A 17,940-nucleotide genomic window follows, 5' to 3' on the forward strand; every position below is an offset into this window, starting at 1 on the left:
GGGATCGGGTGGGACATGGGGGGGATCTTCCCCGCAAAAAACCCGCTTTCTCCCCCCCCCCACCCCCCTTCTTTTGCACCTCCCCCCCCCTGTGTTCCCTCCCCGGCTGCACGTCGGGGCCCGGCACCGCGCGGAAGAGACCGGCTGCACGTCAGGGCCCGGCACCGCGCTCGGAACGGCCCCGGCACCGCTCGGAGCGGCCCGCCCGGCGCGGGAGCACAGCAGAAGGGGCCTGCCGCAGCTGCGGCAGGCCCCTTCGGTCGCGTACGGGGCGGCTACTCGGCGCCGACCTCGAAGGCGACCTCGCGGACCTCGACGGCCGTGTGCCGGGCGTCCGGGATGGTGGCGGCCAGCTCGACGGCGCGGGCCTTGTCCGCGACGTCGACCACGTAGTAGCCGCAGAAGAACTCCTCACCGGGGACGTAGGGGCCCTCGGCGGTCTCGGTGGCGCCCCCGCGGACCTTGACGGTGGTGGTGTCGGCCGGGAAGCCGAGCGCCTTGGTGGCGACGAACTCGCCCGAGGCGCGGGTGTTCTTCTGGAAGTCCTCGTGGCCCTGGAAGACCTCCTGCTGCTCGGCCTCGTTCAGCGTGTCCCAGATCTTCGGGTTCATGTGCATGACGAGCAGGTACTTCATGGAACGGGGCTCCTTTGCCGTTCGGGGGTGCGGTGGTTCGGATGACGTGCGGAAAGCAGGCCGGCCGGACGTACTGACGGTCTAACGAGTGCGGCCGGGTTCGGAAGGCCCGGATCCGGCCGGATCCGCGGCCGCGGCCGCGTGCGCCGAGGTGCGCTGCGCGGGGATCGCCGCCAGGCCGGCCGTGCGGGCCGCGGGGGCCTTGCGCGGGCTGCCGAAGCGGCGGGTGGCGGGGAGTTCGACCAGGCGGTACAGCAGCCAGGCGGCCGCCAGGGTGACCGCGCAGGTCAGGGCGATCATGCCGAGGGCCGGAAGGGTGTCCCACTGGCGTCCCGGCACCCGGAAGGTCCCCATCGGCCCGTACCAGACGACCAGGATGTGGACCATGTAGAAGGCGAAGGACACCTCGCCGAGCCACACCATGGGCCGGGTCGCGAACACGGACGTGCGGCCCTGGGCGTCGGCGGCCGCGCCGGCGGCCACGACCAGCGCCAGCGGCACCACCATCGGTGCGGCGATCCCGTACGCGCCGGGCAGCCACAGCAGCAGGGCGTAGCCGGGCACCAGGGTCAGCAGCGCCGGGCCGAGGCCCAGCCCGATCCAGCGGCCGCTCATGACGATGCGGGCCATGACGATGCCGAGGGCGAACTCCAGGACCCGGGTGAGCGGGAAGCTGTAGACGAACCAGAACTGGTACCAGGGCACCGGGAAGTACGGCGGGTTGGGGTCGGAGGGCAGCAGCTTGGAGGCCGCCGCGACGGCGAAGACCCCGGCTGCGAGCACCGCCGCGGACGCCCACAGGTACCTGGCCGGAATCTTGCGGATCCAGTGCAGCAGCAGCGGGAAGGACAGGTAGAAGAGCACCTCGACCGCGAGCGACCAGCTCGGCGGGTTGGTGCCGACCCACAGGTCCTCCACCGGGAACCAGGCCTGCACGAGGAACATCGAGGGCAGCTGGCGCTCGCTGACCGCCGCGTTCATGAACCAGACCATGAGGAAGAGCCCCGCCGCCCAGGTGACCAGGTGGTTGGGGAAGACCTTGACGAGCCGGCGGCGCCAGAACAGCACCGGCCGGTCGTCCTTCCTGGCGGACCAGGTCAGCACGAAGCCGCTGAGGACGAAGAAGAACCCCACGCCGACGTAGCCGAGCTTCGTCACGTACTCGGCCAGGTTCGCGTTGATCTCCTGGTTCTTGAAGATCCCGAACCCGCCCACGTGGCAGGCGAACACCATGAGTGCCGCCACCCACCGCATCCCGGTCAGGGAGGGGAGCCGGGTCGCCGTGCCCGGAGCGCTGCCTCTGCCCATGCCTAGTTCCTCGTTCTCTCTGTGTCGACGACGGCCGCAAGGGGGGCGTCGGGGTCGGCCAGCAGGGCGCCGAGCACCTGCCGGAAGTCGTGCACCAGGGCGCGGGCGGTGCTCGCGTCGTACAGGTTGCTGCTGAAGCCCAGTTCCCCGATCAGGTCGCCGGAGGCCTCGACCTCCAGGCACAGCAGGGTTCCGTCGGGGATGTCGGAGCCCACGGTCTGGGAGAGCACCTTGCGGCGGATGGCCGAGTACTCGAGCGGGCCGATCTGCTCGCGCTCCTTCATGTACGGGGTCTGGATGACCTGGAACACGCAGGAGGCCAGGCCGTCCACGGCGACCCGCTCCATCAGCTCCGGCGCCTCCGCCAGGACCTGGGAGAGCGGCAGTTCGCGCCGGTACGCCTCCAGGCAGCCGGCCCGGGTCCGGGCGAGCACCTCGCGGAACGTGCCGCACTCCGACAGGTCGGTGCGCAGCGGCAGGAAGTTGAAGAAGGAGCCGACGGTCTCCTGGAACCGGGCCTGGTTGCGGCCGGGGGTGAAGGTGGGGACGGTGACGTCCTCCTCGCCGGTGCGCCCGTGCACGAACACGTTGAACGCGGCGAGCAGCACCATGAAGGCGGTGCTGCGGGCGGACCGGGCCAGGGCCGTGACCGCCTCGCAGAGCTCCTCGCCGTAGGAGAAGCGGTACCAGGAGGTGGAGAACTCGCCGGCCTCGGAGCGCAGCCGGTCGGTGGGCAGGGCCAGGGCCCGGGCCCCGTCCAGCTTCTCCCGCCAGAAGGCGGCCGAGGCGCGGCCGGCCTCCTTGGCCTCGTCGGTGTGCTGCCAGCGCGCGTACGCCTGGTAGGGGACGGCGGGCGGCAGGGCGGGCAGCGGGTGCCCGGCCCGTACGGCGTAGAAGTGGGCCAGGTCGCGCAGGATGACCTGCATCGACCAGGCGTCGACCGCCGTGTGGTGGGCGATCAGCGCGAGGACGGCGTCCTCCTCGTCGAAGCGCCCGAGGACGGCGCGCAGCAGGGGGAGGCGCCGGATGGAGATGGTGCCGGCGGCGATCTCGTTGAGGAGTTCCTCGGCGCGCAGCTCGCGGGCGGCCGGGTCGGCGGTCCCGCCGGGGGCCGCGAGCTCGCGGACCTCCAGCGGGACCGGGCCGGCGTCCGTGATGCGCTGGTGGCGGTTGCCCTCGTCGCGGAGCAGGGTGGTGCGCAGCGCCTCGTGGCGTGCGACCACGTCGTCGAGGGCGCCCCGGAGGTGGGCCTCGTCGATCCGCCCGCGCACCCGCCAGCCGTCGACGATGTGGAAGCGCGGCCCGAACGGGCCCATGTCGTCGCCCTTGTCCCACAGGCAGAGGAACTCCTGCTGCACGGACAGCGGCACCGGGGGGACGGTCCCCGGGGTGCCGCCGGTGTCGCGGGTGCTCACGCCGCCCTGCCTCCCTGCGCGCCGTCGGCGTGCCGGGCGACGGCGCCGACGAAGGTCTCCTGGTCGGGGTCGTCGAAGAGGACGTTGATGTCGAGGAGGATGCCCAGCTCCTCCTCCAGCCGGGCGGCGATCCGCACGGCGGTGATGGACTGGCCGGACAGCTCGAAGAACGTCGCGCCCTCCTGTCCGGGCGCGGGCCGGAGCAGCTCCTGCCAGATCCGGGCGGCAACCTGCTCGGCAGGCGACGTCACACCGGTCTTCTCACCCATTGAGCACTCCGTTTCTGATCTTCTTCAGGTCGCCGAAGGAATGGAGGTCCGGGACGGTCCAGCCGTCCAGGTCGTACTCGGACAGGCAGGTGTCGACGAATGCCTTGTATGCGTCGAGCTGTCCGCTGAGGGTCTGGGAGAACAGCATCTCGACCCGGGTGTTCTCGTGGTTTCCCGCGTAGTTCCGCTCGTACAGCTCGTGGCGGCCGCCGAATTCGGTGCCGACCGCGTCCCACAGCAGCTTCATCAGCTTGACGCGGTCCTTCGCCTCGACGCCGTGCGAGCCGCGCACGTACTTGTCGAGGTACGGGCGGATCTCGGGGTTGGAGAAGTCGTCGGCGCTGGAATTCACGTAGATCAGGCCGCTGGCGACGTCCTGGTGGATGATCTCCTTGATGCGGGGATATCCGATCTGCATGAACCAGCGATAGGCCATCCCGTATTCGGGATTGGGCAGCAGCGCGCCGTTCTTCCATTCGATCGGATTGCGGGCGGCGGCGTCGGAGAGGCCCCAGAAGAGGTTGCGCCAGGCCAGCACCTCGCCGAGCCTGCTCTGCACCCCGCGGAACTCGCCGGTGCCGGTGACGTCGAGGGCCTTGGCGAGCAGTCCCGCGAGGAATTCCAGCTTCACGGCGAGCCGGGTGCAGCCGTGGAAGGTGAACCGCTCGGGGAAGCCGGACTTGGCGGTGAACATCTGGACCTTGCCCAGGTCCCCGTAGATGAAGACGTTCTCCCAGGGGATGAGGACCTTGTCCATCACGAGGATGGTGTCGTTCTCGTCCAGGCGCGAGGAGAGGGGGTAGTCGAAGGGGCTGCCCATCACGGAGGCGGTCGCGCTGTACGAGGGCCGGCAGATCAGCTTCAGGCCCTTCGCGTTCATCGGGATGGTCGCGACCAGGGCGAATTCCTTCTCCTTGACCGGCAGCCCGTAGTGCGCGATGAAGTTGTAGTGGGTCAGCGCCGAGCCGGTGGCGACCACCTTCGCCCCGCTGACGACCAGGCCCGCGTCGGTCTCCTTCTCCACGTGGACGAACACGTCCTTGACCTCGTCCGGGGGCCGGTGGCGGTCGACCGGCGGATGGACGATGGCGTGGTTCCAGTAGAGGACCTTCTCCTGGGACTCCTTGTACCAGCGCCGCGCGTTGTCCGAGAACGGCGCGTAGAACTCGGCGTTGGCGCCGAGCGTGCCGAGGAAGGAGGCCTTGTAGTCGGGGCTGCGGCCCATCCAGCCGTAGCTGAGCCTGGCCCATTCGGCGATGGCCCGCTGGTCCGCCACCAGGTCGTCCACGCTGCGCGGGGTGGTGAAGAAGCGGTGGGTGTACCCGTCGCTCCCGGTGTCCGTGGGCGCGGTGAGCACCTTCTTTTTCTCGGGGTCGTGCAGGGCGTCGTAAAGGCGTGCCGTCATCCGGATCGGATTGTGGAATGCCGGATGTTCGAGGACGTCCTTGACGCGCTCGCCGTAGAGATATATCTCGCGGCCGTCGACAAGACTCTGCAGGTACTCTTCGCCGGTGAACGGACGTGTCTTCGGCCGTTCTTCACCCATGACGATTCTCCCTCTGTGTTCCCCGGACTCTGGATTCTGGCAGCAGCCCGCAGAGGCGTCTTCTCCGAGATTGCGGCATTCACCGCACTTCGGAAGATGCCTCTCCCGGGCGGGGCGCAAATCATGTACGCGACTGTCTTCTCCAAGCCGTACGAAGAGCGGAGGCCGCCGCGCCATGACCCCCGAGGTCGTCATAGACGTCTGGCTGAACGACTACCCGGTCGTTCCGCTCTTCCTGAGCGAGACCCGCAGGCTGGCCGAGGAATTCGGACGCACCCACCCCGGCGTCCGCATCGAGGTCCGCGGCGTGGACCACCTGCTGCTGCCCGAGGAGGTGGCGCGTGCCGCCCGCGAGGGCCGACCGCCGGCGATCGTGCAGAGCTTCTACACCTCCACCCAGCTCTCGCGCGACCTGCTCGCGGCCGACGGCAGCCCGCTGTTCACCTCGCTGGAGAAGGCCCTCGGCGGCCGCTCCGAGGTGCTCGGGGTGCCGGTGCGCATCGACGACCTCGTCCCGGCCGCCCGCCGCTACTACACCTTCGGCGAGGGGCTGGCGGCCCTGCCGCCGCTGACCTCCACCACCCTGCTCTACGCCAACACCACCGCACTCCGGGCCGCCGGGGTCTCCGGGGTGCCGCGCACCTGGGAGGAGCTGGAGGCGGCCTGCGCCGCCGTGGCCGGCTCCGCCGAGGGCCCCTCGCACGGCATCACCTGGCCCAACCACGGCTGGCTGTTCCAGCAGGCGGTGGCCCAGCAGGGCGGTCTGCTGACCGCGCCCGACAACGGCCGCACCGGGGACCGGGCCGAGGAGGCCCTGGCGGACTCCCCGCAGGTGCTGGCGTTCGCCCGCTGGTGGCAGCGGCTGCACGCGGCCGGGCACTACCTGTACACCGGGACCCGCTCGGCCGGCGAGGACACGTACAAGGCGTGGGAGCTCAACTACCGGGCCTTCGCCGAACAGCGCACGGCCTTCGTGCTCAGCACCTCCGTCGAGGCCGACCGGATGGTGCAGGCCGGTGCCGACGGCGGGTTCGAGGTGGCCGCGGCCCCGATGCCGTACAGCGCGGCGGCCGGCTACACCGGCAACGTGATCGGCGGGGACGCGCTGTGGCTGACCGCCGGGCTGGAACCGGCCGTCCAGGACGCCGCGCTGGCCTTCCTGATGACCCTGCTGACCCCGCACAACGCGGCCGAGCGGCACAAGAGCAGCGGGTTCATCCCGGTCACCGGCGGGGCCCGGGCGCTGCTGGAGGCCGAGGGCTGGTTCGAGCGCAACCCGCACCACCTGGTCGCCCTGGACCAGCTCGCCGCGGGCGACGGCTCGTACGCCGCCCAGGGCGCGGTGGTCGGCGACTTCGTCTCCCTCCAGGACACCCTGACGGCCGCCATGCACGACGTGCTGACCGCCGGCGCGGAGCCCGCGGCCCGGTTCGCGCAGGCCCGCACCGAGGCACAGGCCCTCCTCGACGACTACAACGCGCACTGCCGCGGGCTGGCCCCCGGGCCGCGCGGACCGCACCGGTTCCTCGTCGGCTGACGCCGCACCTCCCCTCCCCCGCCCTCCCACTCCAGACCCGAGCAACCCCCCACACCGCCCCCCTTGCTCCCGCTCCAGATCTCCGAGGAGAGACAGTGGCCCAGAACGTGCAGATCCCCGAGCCGCTCCAGAGACCGGCCGGCACCGCCGCGAGCACCGCCGCCGAGGGCCGCGCCGCCCGCTCCGCCGGCCCGGCCGGCGGCCCCGCCGCGGCGCGCTCCGTGTGGCGCCGCCCCTGGGTGATACCGCTGGCCGTGGTGGTCATCGGGTTCCTCAGCTACGTGTGGCCGCCCTACCTCGGCCTCGACCCGAAGCAGTCCCTCGTGCCGATCCGGCCGGACGCGCCGCAGCACTACCCGCTGCTCGTCGCGCACATCGCCACCGGCTCCATCGCCCTGCTGACCCTGATCCTCCAGCTGTGGCCCTGGCTGCGCGTCAACCACCCGGCCGTGCACCGCTGGAGCGGGCGGGCGTACGTCTTCGCGGGCGCGCTGCCGTCCGCGATCCTCGCCTTCCTGATCACCCCGCTGTCCCCCGGGCCCACCATCGGCACCACCGTGGGCGGCATCCTCTGGTTCGCCTCCACCTCCATGGGCTTCGTCCGCGCCGTGCAGAAGCGTTTCCTCTCGCACCGGATGTGGATGCTCTACAGCTTCGCCTTCGCCATCAACATCGTCTGGGGCCGGGTCTTCGTGGAGACCCTCCAGGCGCTGGAGGTCTCCGACCAGTCCGTGTGGATGCAGGTCATGGGCACCGCCCCGTGGATCGGCTGGGTGTTCAACCTGATGGTCGTCCAGTGGTTCCTCAACCGCACCGCCGGCCGCCCCCTGAAGGCACTCGTCTGACCTCCCCCCGTCGCAACCGACAGAAGGAAGCACCGTGAGCGCTGTACTGGAGAACAAGGTCGTCGTGGTCGCGGGCGTGGGCCCGTGCCTGGGGCGGGCGCTGGCCGTCGGTGCCGCGCGCGCCGGCGCCGACGTCGTCCTCGCCGCCCGCACGCAGTCCGTCCTCGACGAGGTCGCGGAGGAGGTCGGGAAGACCGGCCGCCGGGCGCTCGCGGTGCCCACCGACATCACCGACGACGCCTCCGCGGCCGCCCTCGTCAAGGCCGCGCTGGCGGAGTTCGGCAGGGTCGACGGCCTGGTCAACAACGCCTTCGCGCTGCCGCCGATGACCCCGCTGGCCGAGGTGGACCTGGACCTCGTCCGGGCCGGCTTCGAGACCAACGTGTACGCGGCGCTGCGCCTGACCCGGCTGTTCGCCCCCGCCCTGGCGGAGAGCTCCGGGTCCGTGGTCATGGTCAACTCGGTCGCCATCCGGCACTCCAAGCCGCTGTTCGGCCCGTACAAGATGGCCAAGGCCTCCCTGCTGGCGCTCGCGCAGAGCCTGGCGAGCGAGCTCGGCCCCTCCGGCGTACGCGTCAACAGCGTTGCCCCCGGCTACATTTGGGCCGACGGGCTGAAGGACTACTTCGCCCACCTGGCCGGCGAGCGGGGCGTCGCCGAGCAGGAGGTGTACGACGAGGTCGCGGCCGGCCTCGACCTGCGCCGCCTGCCCACGCCCGACGAGGTCGCCGGCAGCGTCTTCTTCCTGCTGTCCTCGCTGGCGGGGGCCGTGACGGGCCAGTGCCTGGACGTCAACGGCGGCGAGTACCACCACTGAAACTCCGCAAGCTGGAAGAAGCCGGTGCATTCGCCCGCATGCCAGGCTGAATCAGCTCGGGCCTTCATCCGAACAGGAGAGTTCATGAACACCGCCGCGGTATCCGACCTTGCCGAGAACGTCGAAGGCGACGTCTACCTGCCGGGTGACAGTGAATATGAGCGGCTGCGCCACACCTTCGTGCACCACGGCGAGCCCGCCCTCATCGTCAGCTGCGCGGGCACCGAGGACGTGCGCGCCTCCGTGCGGTTCGCCCGGGAGCAGGAGCTGCTCGTCTCCGTGCGCAGCAGCGGGCACAGCGCCGCCGGTCTGAGCACCAACGACGGCGGCATCGTCATCGACGTCTCCCGGCTGAACTCCATCGAGGTGCTGGACGCCGGCGCCGGCCTGGTGCGCGTCGGTCCCGGCGCCACCTGGATCGAGATCGCCGAGGCCCTCCAGGGCCACGGCCTGGCCTTCTCCTCCGGCGACACCACCACGGTCGCCGCCGGCGGGCTGCTGCTCGGCGGCGGCATCGGCTGGACGGTCCGCAAGAGCGGGCTGGCCCTCGACAACGTGGTCGCCGCCGAGGTGGTCACCGCCGACGGGCGGGTCCTGCGGGCGAGCGCCGAGGAGCACCCGGAGCTGTTCTGGGCGCTGCGCGGCGGCGGCGGCAACTTCGGCATCGTGACCTCCTTCGAGATCACCGGGCACCGCACCGGGACCGTGCACTTCGGGACCATCACCTACCCCGCGTCCGAGGCGGCCTCGGTCATCAAGGGCTGGGCGAAGGTGCTGCGCACCGCCCCGGACGAGCTGACCTCGCACGTCGCGCTGTTCCCGTCCTTCGGCGGGGACCCGGCGCCGGTCGCCCTGCTCGTCTGCTACGCCGGCGACGACGAGGAGGCGGCGGCCGCGGCCATCGCCCCGCTGCTGGAGCTCGGCACCGTGGAGAGCAAGGACATCAACCTCGTCCCGTACCCCTCCGTGCTGGAGGCGCCGGGCGAGCTGCCCCCGGACTGGGAGCCGGCGGTGCGCAACCGCTTCGCGCCCGAGGTGTCCGACGCGTTCGTGGACACCCTCCTGGAGGGGGCCCGCTCCTTCGACACCCTCTTCGTCGAACTGCGCAGCCTCGGCGGGGCGATGGGCCGGGTGCCGGCCGACGCCACCGCCTTCGCCCACCGCGACGCCGCGGTCATGCTCAACACGGCGCGGCTGGCCTCGCGGGCCGACAACCAGGCGGCGGCCGGCGAACTGGCCGCCTTCTGGGAGGCGCTCGCGCCCTACGTGCGCGGTGCGTACAGCAACTTCCTGAGCGACCTGGACGCCGGGGACCTCGCCGCCGTGTACCCGGCCGAGACCCTCGCCCGGCTGCAGTCCGTCAAGGACGCCTACGACCCCGGGAACCTCTTCTCCCGGAACCCCAACGTCAAGCCGACCGGCCGGCCCTGACCGTCACGGCCCCGGGGCCGACCCCCGGGGCCACAAGGAGACTGGGATGACCACCGCAACCCTGAAGTCCGAGGCCGGGGCCGCTGCCCCGCCCGAGCCCGGGCTCACGCCCGAGGAGGCCGTCCGCCGGGCCAGTGCGATCGCCTACTCGCTGCTCGACCGGCAGGCCGAGACCGAGCAGCGCACGTACTACGCCCAGGACACCCACGAGGCGCTCCGGGACGCCGGTCTGTACCGGATCCTGGTGCCGCGGCGCTACGGCGGCTACGAGTTCGGGGCCGACACCTTCCTGCGCGTGACCACCCTGCTGGCCCGGGGCTGTCCCTCCACCGGCTGGATGTACTGCCTGGGCGCCGCCCACGCGCTGGCGGTCGCCTCCTTCTTCGAGGAGGAGGCGCAGGCGGAGATCTTCGCCGGCGGCGACTTCATCAGCCCCGCGACGATCACCCCCGCCGGCACCGCCCGGCGCGCCGACGACGGCGGCTGGATCATCGACGGCACGTTCCACTACTGCTCGGGCGCGCCGTACGCCACCCACTTCATCGGGCACACCGTCATCGAGGACCCGGCGGCCCCCGAGGGCGCGGAACCGCAGCTGCTGCTGTTCATCGCCCCCCGCGACCGCTGGACCATGCTGGACGACTGGGGCCACCAGCTCGGCCTGCGCGGCAGTGGCTCGCACAGCATCTCCTTCTCCGGCGCGCACATCCCGGCCCGCTACGGCCTGGAGTCCACGCACCTGAGCGAGGTGGACGTCACCGGCGGCACCCCCGGCCGGCGGCTGCACCACAACCCCGAGTACGGCGGCGGGCCGCTGAGCTTCATGCTGCTGGAGTCCGCCTCGCTGGCCCTCGGCATGGCCCAGGGGGCGCTCGACGCGTACGAGGAGCTGATGCGCACCCGTACGACGATCTTCACGCAGGTGGGCCGCGCCGAGGACCCCGACTACCAGCTCTGGTACGGGAACGCGGCCGGGATGATCCAGACCGCGGAGGCGGCGCTGCGCCATGCCGCCGGCCAGTGGAGCGAGACCTGCGCCAAGGGCGCCGACGCCTTCACCCGCGAGCGGGACCTGCGGCTGGCCGGCATCTGCCGGGAGGTCATCAGGCTGTGCTGGCAGGCCGTCGAGCGGCACCTGGTGCCCACGGCCGGCTCCAGTGCGGTGAAGAGCGGCGCGACCATCGAGCGGATCTGGCGGGACATGTCCACCCTGCACAGCCACGCCGGGGTCGGCGTGCTGCTGCCGACGGTGGCCACCCGCGAGTACGCCAAGGTGCGCTTCGGCGTGACCGACGGGGCCCACTGATGACCACCGCCCCCGCCCGCCCGGCGGGCCTGGCCCTGCCGGGCGAGGAGGCGTACGCCGCCGCGGCCGCCGTGTTCAACGAGGCCGGCCCGGCCCGGCCGGCCCTGGCCGTGACCGCCCGGTCGGTGGCCGAGGTGCAGGCGGCGGTGCGCTTCGCCGCCGCCGAGGGGATGCCCGTACGGGTCCACACCACCGGGCACTCGGCCGGCGCGGCCGGTCCCATGGACGGCGCCCTGCTGATCCGCACCGACCTGTCCGGCGGGGTGTCCGTGGACCCCCGCCGCCGGATCGCGCGGGTGCCCGCGGGCACCCGGTGGGCCGAGGTGGTGGCGGCGGCCGGGCGGCACGGGCTCGCGGCCCCGCACGGCACCTCGCCCACCGTGGGCGTGGTCGGCTACCTGCTGCGCGGGGGCATGAGCTTCTACAGCCGCCGGGTCGGCCTGGGCGCCAACAGCGTCAAGGCGATCGAACTGGTGACCGCAGACGGCGCCCTGGTGCGGGTGGACCCCGACCACGACCCGGCGCTCTTCTGGGCGCTGCGCGGGGGCGGCGGCGGCTTCGGCGTGGTCACCGCGGTGGAGGTCGCGCTGTTCCCCGCGGCCGGCGTGGTGACCGGGGCGGCCTTCTTCTCCGGCGACCACGCCGAGGAGCTGCTCGCCCGCTGGCTGGAGTGGGCGGCGGACGCCCCCCGGGAGGCGGGCACCTCGCTGCGGATCATGAACCTGCCCGACGTGCCGGAGATACCGCCGTCGCTGCGGGCCGGGCCGGTGCTGTGCGTGGCGGGCGCGGTGCTCGCGCCGGAGCCCGCCGACCTGCCGACGGCCGAGCGGCAGGCCACCGCGCTGCTGGACCCGCTGCGGGCGGTGGCGGCGCCGCTGCTCGACACCTGGCAGCCGGGCACCACCGCCGACGTGGCGCAGGCCCACATGGACCCGCCCGGGCCGGTCAACGTGCTGGGCGACCACATGCTGCTGAACGAACCCGGGCCGCGCGGCGCCGCCGCGTTCCTGGAATCCGCCGGCCCCGGCTCCGGCTCCCCGCTGGTGGCGGCCGAGCTGCGCCAGCTGGGCGGGGCGGCCTCCGAGGAGGACCCGTCGGGCGGGGCGCTGGACCGCCTCGACGCCGCGTACGCGTACATGGGAGCGGGTCTGCCGGACCTGGTGCCCGTGCCGGAGATCCGCGACCGGCTGGCGCGGATCCGCACCGCGCTGACCCCGTGGGACACCGGCCGGACGGCACCCACCTTCGTGGAGAGCCACGGGGAGCGGCGCGGGCACCTCGCGGCCGACGCCGTGGCCGCGGTCGACCGCGTCCGGACCCGTTGCGACCGCGCCGGGCTCTTCCGCCAGGACGTCATGCCCCACTCGACTGCATTGAGGTGAACATGATCGTCGACAGCCCTCCCGCGCTCGCCTACTCCACGTACCTGCGCCTCGGGGAACTGCTCTCGGCACAGGACACCCGCACCGACGCGCACGACGAGCTCCTGTTCATCATCGTCCACCAGGCGCACGAGCTGTGGTTCAAGCAGCTGCTGGCCGAGTTCGACTTGCTGCGCCGCTCGCTGGGCGAGGGCGACTCCGCCCGCGCGCTGCAGACGCTGCACCGCTCGGGCGTGATCCTCAAGGTGGTGATCGGCCACCTCGACGTCCTGGAGACGATGACCCCGATCCAGTTCTCCTCCTTCCGGCACGCGCTGGGCGACGGCAGCGGCTTCCAGTCGGCGCAGTTCCGCGAGGTCGAGGCGGCCCTGGGCCGGCGCGACCCCGCGGTGCAGCTGCGCTACCCGGAGGGCCCCGAACGGCAGCGCATCGAGCGGGCGATGAGCCGCCCGTCCGTCTTCGACGCCTACCTGTCCTACCTGGCCCGGCTGGGCTACCCGGTGCCGGCCGCGCAGCTGGGCCGGGACGTGTCGCTGCCCGCCGAGCCCTCGGCCGAACTGCAGGAGGTCCTGCGGTCGGTGTACGCGGACGACGGGGTGGCCGTGCGCATCGCCGAGCAGCTGGTGGACGTGGACCAGCTGCTGCGCGAGTGGCGCTACCGGCACGTGACGATGGTGACCCGGATCATCGGCATGAAGCCGGGCACCGGCGGCTCCACGGGGGCGGCGTTCCTGAGGTCCGGCCTCTTCGAACCGATGTTCCCCGATCTGTGGAGGGTCCGCGAGAGCCTGTAGGAACGCACCGGGAACGTCCTGATCCGGGTGCGGAAGAGCAGTTTGGAAGATGCGCTTCCGCACCGGAAGGTGCCACCGTCGAGCATGTGCGTGCCCTCGGCTCCCGCCGGCGGCACGGGCAGGGCATTGGCGTCCCTTCCGGTGAGGAAAAGAGAACATGAGCGATATTCAGAAGCTGGTCCAGGGGGCCCTCGACGACCTGGTGGAGTCGGGCGCCGAGACCGGTGTGCAGGCCGCCGTCTACGTGGACGGAGAGCTCGTCGCCGACGCCGTTGCCGGCGCCGCGGACCCCGACACCGGCCGCGAGGTGACCTCCAGCACGCCGTTCTACAGCGCCTCCACGGGCAAGGGCGTCGCCGCGACCGTCGTGCACGTGCTCGTCGAGCGCGGGCTCTTCGGCTACGACACCCCGATCGCCGAGCTGTGGCCCGAGTTCGCCGCCAACGGCAAGGGCGCCGCGACGGTGCGCCACGCCCTCACCCACTCGGTGGGCGTGCCCGGCATGCCCGCCGACATCACCCCCGAGGACCTCACCGACTGGGACCGGATGACCGCCGTGGTCGCCGAGGCCGAGCCGTGGTGGGAGCCGGGCACCAAGACCGGCTACCACGCCTTCACGTACGGCTGGCTGATCGGCGAGATCGTCCGCCGGGCCACCGGCAAGCCGATCTCGCAGGTGCTGCGCGAGGAGGTCGCCGAGCCCCTGGGCATCGCCGACGAGCTGTACTTCGGCGTGCCGGAGTCGGAGCTCGGCCGGCTCGCCAAGCTGGTGGACGCGCCCATGGACCCGGGTGCCTTCGGCGACCTGCCCGAGGACTTCCCGCTGTTCAAGGCCTCCCCGCCGCAGGTCACCCCCAGCGCCTCGTACGGCAACCGGGCCGACATCCTCACCTCCGACATCCCGGCCGGCGGCACGCTGACCGCGCGCGCCGTCGCGAAGATGTACGCCGCGCTGGTCGGCGAGGTGGACGGGGTCCGCCTGGTCTCCCCCGAGCGGCTGGCCGAGATCACCGCCGTGGCCGTGGACGACGTGGACCAGGTCTTCGGGATGCCCGCCCCCAAGGCGCTGGGCTACTCCCTGGGCCGGCCGGGCGCGGACACCGACCTGGGCGTGTTCGGCACCGTCGGCATGGGCGGCAGCGCGGGCTTCGCCGACACGAACGCCCGCTACACCTTCGGCCTGACGAAGAACCGGTTCAACCCCATGGAGGCCAACGCCGTCGTGCGGCTGAGCGAGGTCGTCACCAAGGCCGTGACCGCCGGCTGACGGACCAGCCGGCAAGGAAGGAGCGGCCATGACGGACGTCGCCGCGCAGACAGGTCCCTTGGCGGGACGGCGCGAGTGGACCGGGCTCGGGGTGCTGATGCTCCCGACCCTGCTGATCGCGCTCGACATCGGAGTGCTGTTCCTGGCCCTCCCGCACCTGAGCGAGGACCTCGGCACCAGCGGCACCGAACAGCTGTGGATCACGGACATCTACGGGTTCATGCTCGCCGGGTTCCTCATCACCATGGGCAACCTGGGCGACCGGATCGGGCGGCGCAGGCTGCTGCTCATCGGCGCGGCGGCGTTCGGCGGGGCCTCGGTCCTGGCGGCGTACGCGAGCAGCCCGTGGATGCTGATCGCGGCCCGGGCCCTGCTGGGCGTCGCGGGTGCGACCCTCAACCCGTCCACCCTCGCGCTGATCAGCAACATGTTCCACGACGCGCGCCAGCGCGGGGTGGCCATCTCCCTGTGGGCCACCTGCCAGTTCGCGGGCGCCGCCTTCGGGCCGGTCATCGGCGGCCTGATGCTCAAGCACTTCTGGTGGGGCTCGGTGTTCCTGCTGGGCGTGCCCGTCATGGTGGTGCTGATGGTGGCGGCCCCGCTGCTGCTGCCGGAGTACAAGTCGGGGCAGGCGCCCAGGCTGGACCCGGCGAGCGTGGCCCTGTCCCTGGCGGCGATCCTCCCCGTCATCTACGGGATCAAGGAGCTGGCGGCGGGCCGGTCCGACTCCCCGGTGGCGGCGCTGGCCGCCCTGGCGGCGGGCCTGGCCTTCGCGGCGGTGTTCCTGCGCCGCCAGGCGCGGATCGACAACCCGCTGATCGACCTGCGGCTGTTCCGCAACCGGTCCTTCGCGATCGTGCTGGCGGCCATGGCCATCGGCTCCGGCGCCTTCGCCGGCACCTCGTTCCTGACCAGCCAGTACGTGCAGAGCGTCGCCGGTCTCTCGCCCGCCGAGGCGGGCGTGCTCCAGGCGCCGACGGGCATCGGCATCGCGCTCGGCGTGCTGCTGGCGCCGGTCTTCGTCCGCCACGTGAAGCCGCTGACGGCGATGGTGAGCGGGCTGACGGTGTCCGCCATCGGGCTCGCCGTGCTGACCCTGGTCGGCAGCGAGGGCTCGCTCGCGGTGGTCGTGACCGCCGTCGGCGTCACGGCCTTCGGGATCGGCCCGCTGTTCGCGCTCGGCACCGGCCTGGTGATCGGGGCGGTGCCCATGGAGAAGGCGGGCGCCGCGGCCTCGCTGTCGGAGAGCAGCAACGTGTTCGGCTCCACGCTGGGCCTGGCCGTGCTCGGTTCCGTCGGTGCGGCCGTCTACGGCGCCAAGGTCTCCGACGCGGTCCCGGCCGGGCTGTCCGGCGAGGCCGCCGACGGGGCCCGGGAGACCCTGGCGGGTGCGGTGGCCGCCGCCCAGTCCCTCGGCGGCGGCGCGGGCGACACCCTGCTGACCGCGGCCCGCGACGCGTTCACCTCCGGCCTGAACATCGTGGCCGGGATCTCGGCCGTGCTGGTGGCGGTGCTCGCGGTGGTCGTGGGCACGTCCCAGCGCCAGAAGGCCGGCCCGCAGCCGTCGGCCGAAGGCGCCGGTCCGGCCGCCGACCAGGCCCGGGAGGCCGAGTCGGCACAGCTCTGACACCGCGTCCGGCAGCGGGCCGGACGGGTGGGGCACGGGGGTGCGGCGGACGGCGCCGCACCCCCTTTGTCCTTTCTGAACGGACCTGTTCCGCAGCGCAATCCAAGAGATGCACCGCCGCGGACCGCCGGGTGACCATCCTCGGACAGGCGTCGTCAGAAGGGCAGGTCACACCATGGCGGGGACACTCAAAGGCGATGTGTCGCGCGCCCACGGCCGCAATCCGGGCGACGCCGGCACGGCGGTGGCGGACCCCGGCCCGGCCGCGCGCTCCCTGGCCGCGGTGTTCGCCGCCGCGCGGGCCGAGGGCCGCTGCGCGCTGATCGTGGACGTGAAGTCCTGCTCCCCGCGGGACGGGGTGCTCATCCCGGAGCAGCGCATCGACCCGTACGTGCGCCAGCTGGTGGCGGCCGGTGTGGACGGCCTCTCCACGGTCACCGACTCCCAGTACTTCTGCGGCAGCCTCGCGACCGCCCGGCGGATCCGCGCGCTCTCCGCGCTGCCGCTGATGCGCAAGGAGTTCTTCAGTTCCGTGGAGCAGATCGACGAGTCCTTCTCGTACGGCTTCGACTCGGTGCACCTGACCCTGCGCACGATCGGCGACCTGGGCCTGGCCCGGGAGATGAAGGTGCGCACCGAGGAGCTGGGCATGGAGGCCATCATCGGCGTCCACAGCCTGACCGACCTCGAGGACGCGCTGGCGATGGGCGCCACCCTGATCGGCATCAACAACCGCGACATCCGGGCCCTCGAACTCGACGAGGGGACGGTCGACCACAGCGCCACCCTCACCGCCCTGGTCCCCGGCGACGTGTACGTGATCGCCGAGAGCGGCATGCACACCCCCGACGACGTCGCCCGGGCCACCCGGGCCGGCGCGGACGCGGTGCTGATCGGCACCGCCATCGCCAAGAGCCCCGACCCCGCCGCCCTGCTCCACGACCTCGGAACGGCCGCGTGGCGGCGGTGACACGGATAGCCGACCTCCTGGAGCGGGCCGCGGCCGACGGGCGCAGCCTCCTGGTCGTGTACCTGACCCTGGGCGACCCGGCACTGGGCGATCCCGCCGAGCTGGCCGCGGTGGCGGCCGCGGCGGGGGCCGACGTGGTGGAAGTGGGCCTGCCCACGCCGAGCGCCGCGCCCCGCGGCGAGGTGATGCGGGAGTCGTTCCGGCGGGCCCGGCACACCGACCCCGAAGAGGTGTGGGAGCAGCTGCGGCGCCTGCGCGAGGCCGTGCCGGACACCCCGATCCTGCCGCTCGTCTACCCGGAGACCTCCGACGACCTGGGCTGCGACGTGCTGCTGGCGGACGCCGCGGCGGCCGGCGCCGACGGCGGGGTGCTGACCCGGCCCTGGCACCGCGACGGGATCCTCAAGGCGGGCCGGCGGCTGAGCGCGGTGCCGGTGGTGGCCTCGGACGCCCCGGCGGAGGCCGTGGACCGGGCCGAGAAGGCGGCGTCCGACCTGACGTACCGGACGCTGGCCGCGCGCACCGGCGACCGGTTCGAGCTGGGGTCCGCCGTGGCCCGCGTCCAGGAGCTCGCGGCCCGTGCGACGAAGCCGTTCGTCGTGGGCTTCGGCATCTCGGACGCCCGCGAGATCCGCGCCCTGGCCCCGCACGCGGCCGGCGTGGTGGTCGGCAGCCGGCTGATGCAGACCCTGGCCGCGGCGCGGCCCGCCCGGCGGACGGCCGAGCTGGACGCCGCGGTGCGCGCCTGGAAAGCGGAGACGACACCCCAGCGGCAGGCAAGGAATCGGTGA

16 protein-coding genes are annotated in these 17,940 nt (G+C 72.7%); 11 read left to right on the forward strand and 5 right to left on the reverse strand.

Annotated features, from left to right (window positions below; translation table 11 throughout):
* Positions 1-275: 275 nt before the first annotated feature.
* The 5 genes from ACZ407_RS19045 to ACZ407_RS19065 form a co-directional block, all read right to left on the reverse strand.
* Positions 276-635, reverse strand: a complete 360-nt coding sequence (locus ACZ407_RS19045) for a YciI family protein (RefSeq protein WP_468129584.1) — start codon at positions 633-635, stop codon at positions 276-278.
* A gap of 81 nt (positions 636-716) precedes the next feature.
* Positions 717-1,943 carry an acyltransferase family protein gene (locus ACZ407_RS19050; RefSeq protein WP_468129586.1) on the reverse strand — a complete coding sequence of 409 codons (1,227 nt, stop codon included), beginning with the start codon at positions 1,941-1,943 and terminating at the stop codon, positions 717-719.
* A 2-nt stretch (positions 1,944-1,945) separates the two neighbouring features.
* Positions 1,946-3,358 carry a condensation domain-containing protein gene (locus ACZ407_RS19055; RefSeq protein ID WP_468129588.1) on the reverse strand — a complete coding sequence of 471 codons (1,413 nt, stop codon included), beginning with the start codon at positions 3,356-3,358 and terminating at the stop codon, positions 1,946-1,948.
* On the reverse strand, positions 3,355-3,627 hold the full coding sequence (locus ACZ407_RS19060; RefSeq protein WP_468129590.1) for a phosphopantetheine-binding protein: 273 nt from the start codon (positions 3,625-3,627) through the stop codon (positions 3,355-3,357). The genes ACZ407_RS19055 and ACZ407_RS19060 overlap by 4 nt, the downstream gene beginning before the upstream one ends.
* A complete protein-coding gene (locus tag ACZ407_RS19065) occupies positions 3,620-5,173 on the reverse strand; it encodes a 4-hydroxyphenylacetate 3-hydroxylase family protein (protein WP_468129592.1) in 1,554 nt (517 codons plus the stop codon). The genes ACZ407_RS19060 and ACZ407_RS19065 overlap by 8 nt, the downstream gene beginning before the upstream one ends.
* A 175-nt stretch (positions 5,174-5,348) precedes the next feature.
* Here ACZ407_RS19065 and ACZ407_RS19070 point away from each other — a divergent pair, with 175 nt between their 5' ends.
* From ACZ407_RS19070 to ACZ407_RS19120, 11 genes are all read left to right on the forward strand, one after another.
* The gene (locus tag ACZ407_RS19070; protein WP_468129594.1) at positions 5,349-6,710 is read left to right on the forward strand and encodes an extracellular solute-binding protein; all 1,362 of its coding nucleotides are present in this window, start codon (positions 5,349-5,351) and stop codon (positions 6,708-6,710) included.
* Between the two features lie 95 nt (positions 6,711-6,805).
* Positions 6,806-7,555: a DUF2306 domain-containing protein gene (locus ACZ407_RS19075; RefSeq protein ID WP_468129596.1), complete on the forward strand. Its 750-nt coding sequence runs from the start codon at positions 6,806-6,808 to the stop codon at positions 7,553-7,555.
* A 34-nt stretch (positions 7,556-7,589) separates the two neighbouring features.
* Entirely contained in the window at positions 7,590-8,372 is a 783-nt protein-coding gene (locus ACZ407_RS19080) for an SDR family oxidoreductase (protein ID WP_468129598.1), read from the forward strand.
* An 84-nt stretch (positions 8,373-8,456) separates the two neighbouring features.
* Positions 8,457-9,803: an FAD-binding oxidoreductase gene (locus ACZ407_RS19085; protein ID WP_468129600.1), complete on the forward strand. Its 1,347-nt coding sequence runs from the start codon at positions 8,457-8,459 to the stop codon at positions 9,801-9,803.
* Between the two features lie 46 nt (positions 9,804-9,849).
* On the forward strand, positions 9,850-11,109 hold the full coding sequence (locus ACZ407_RS19090) for an acyl-CoA dehydrogenase family protein (protein ID WP_468129601.1): 1,260 nt from the start codon (positions 9,850-9,852) through the stop codon (positions 11,107-11,109).
* On the forward strand, positions 11,109-12,491 hold the full coding sequence (locus tag ACZ407_RS19095) for an FAD-binding oxidoreductase (protein ID WP_468129603.1): 1,383 nt from the start codon (positions 11,109-11,111) through the stop codon (positions 12,489-12,491). Before ACZ407_RS19090 ends, ACZ407_RS19095 begins: the two co-directional genes overlap by 1 nt.
* A gap of 2 nt (positions 12,492-12,493) precedes the next feature.
* Positions 12,494-13,285 (forward strand): tryptophan 2,3-dioxygenase, encoded by a 792-nt coding sequence (locus ACZ407_RS19100; protein WP_468129605.1) that lies wholly within the window; start codon positions 12,494-12,496, stop codon positions 13,283-13,285.
* A gap of 157 nt (positions 13,286-13,442) precedes the next feature.
* Positions 13,443-14,552: a serine hydrolase domain-containing protein gene (locus tag ACZ407_RS19105; RefSeq protein ID WP_468129607.1), complete on the forward strand. Its 1,110-nt coding sequence runs from the start codon at positions 13,443-13,445 to the stop codon at positions 14,550-14,552.
* Positions 14,553-14,580: 28 nt separating this feature from the next.
* Positions 14,581-16,179: an MFS transporter gene (locus tag ACZ407_RS19110; RefSeq protein WP_468129609.1), complete on the forward strand. Its 1,599-nt coding sequence runs from the start codon at positions 14,581-14,583 to the stop codon at positions 16,177-16,179.
* A gap of 175 nt (positions 16,180-16,354) precedes the next feature.
* Positions 16,355-17,149, forward strand: coding sequence for an indole-3-glycerol-phosphate synthase (locus ACZ407_RS19115; protein WP_468129611.1), 795 nt, complete (start codon positions 16,355-16,357; stop codon positions 17,147-17,149).
* Positions 17,137-17,940 (forward strand): tryptophan synthase subunit alpha, encoded by an 804-nt coding sequence (locus ACZ407_RS19120; RefSeq protein ID WP_468129613.1) that lies wholly within the window; start codon positions 17,137-17,139, stop codon positions 17,938-17,940. Before ACZ407_RS19115 ends, ACZ407_RS19120 begins: the two co-directional genes overlap by 13 nt.

This window comes from Streptomyces sp. NPDC030809 (assembly GCF_055572195.1).

Excerpts from the sequence above, each read along its gene's own strand:
- ACZ407_RS19085 (WP_468129600.1), top strand. The coding sequence starts at position 8,457 with ATGAACACCGCCGCGGTATCCGACCTTGCCGAGAACGTCGAAGGCGAC.
- ACZ407_RS19060 (WP_468129590.1), bottom strand. The coding sequence starts at position 3,627 with ATGGGTGAGAAGACCGGTGTGACGTCGCCTGCCGAGCAGGTTGCCGCC.
- ACZ407_RS19090 (WP_468129601.1), top strand. The coding sequence starts at position 9,850 with ATGACCACCGCAACCCTGAAGTCCGAGGCCGGGGCCGCTGCCCCGCCC.
- ACZ407_RS19070 (WP_468129594.1), top strand. The coding sequence starts at position 5,349 with ATGACCCCCGAGGTCGTCATAGACGTCTGGCTGAACGACTACCCGGTC.
- ACZ407_RS19045 (WP_468129584.1), bottom strand. The coding sequence starts at position 635 with ATGAAGTACCTGCTCGTCATGCACATGAACCCGAAGATCTGGGACACG.
- ACZ407_RS19095 (WP_468129603.1), top strand. The coding sequence starts at position 11,109 with ATGACCACCGCCCCCGCCCGCCCGGCGGGCCTGGCCCTGCCGGGCGAG.
- ACZ407_RS19100 (WP_468129605.1), top strand. The coding sequence starts at position 12,494 with ATGATCGTCGACAGCCCTCCCGCGCTCGCCTACTCCACGTACCTGCGC.
- ACZ407_RS19115 (WP_468129611.1), top strand. The coding sequence starts at position 16,355 with ATGGCGGGGACACTCAAAGGCGATGTGTCGCGCGCCCACGGCCGCAAT.
- ACZ407_RS19105 (WP_468129607.1), top strand. The coding sequence starts at position 13,443 with ATGAGCGATATTCAGAAGCTGGTCCAGGGGGCCCTCGACGACCTGGTG.
- ACZ407_RS19065 (WP_468129592.1), bottom strand. The coding sequence starts at position 5,173 with ATGGGTGAAGAACGGCCGAAGACACGTCCGTTCACCGGCGAAGAGTAC.
- ACZ407_RS19050 (WP_468129586.1), bottom strand. The coding sequence starts at position 1,943 with ATGGGCAGAGGCAGCGCTCCGGGCACGGCGACCCGGCTCCCCTCCCTG.
- ACZ407_RS19110 (WP_468129609.1), top strand. The coding sequence starts at position 14,581 with ATGACGGACGTCGCCGCGCAGACAGGTCCCTTGGCGGGACGGCGCGAG.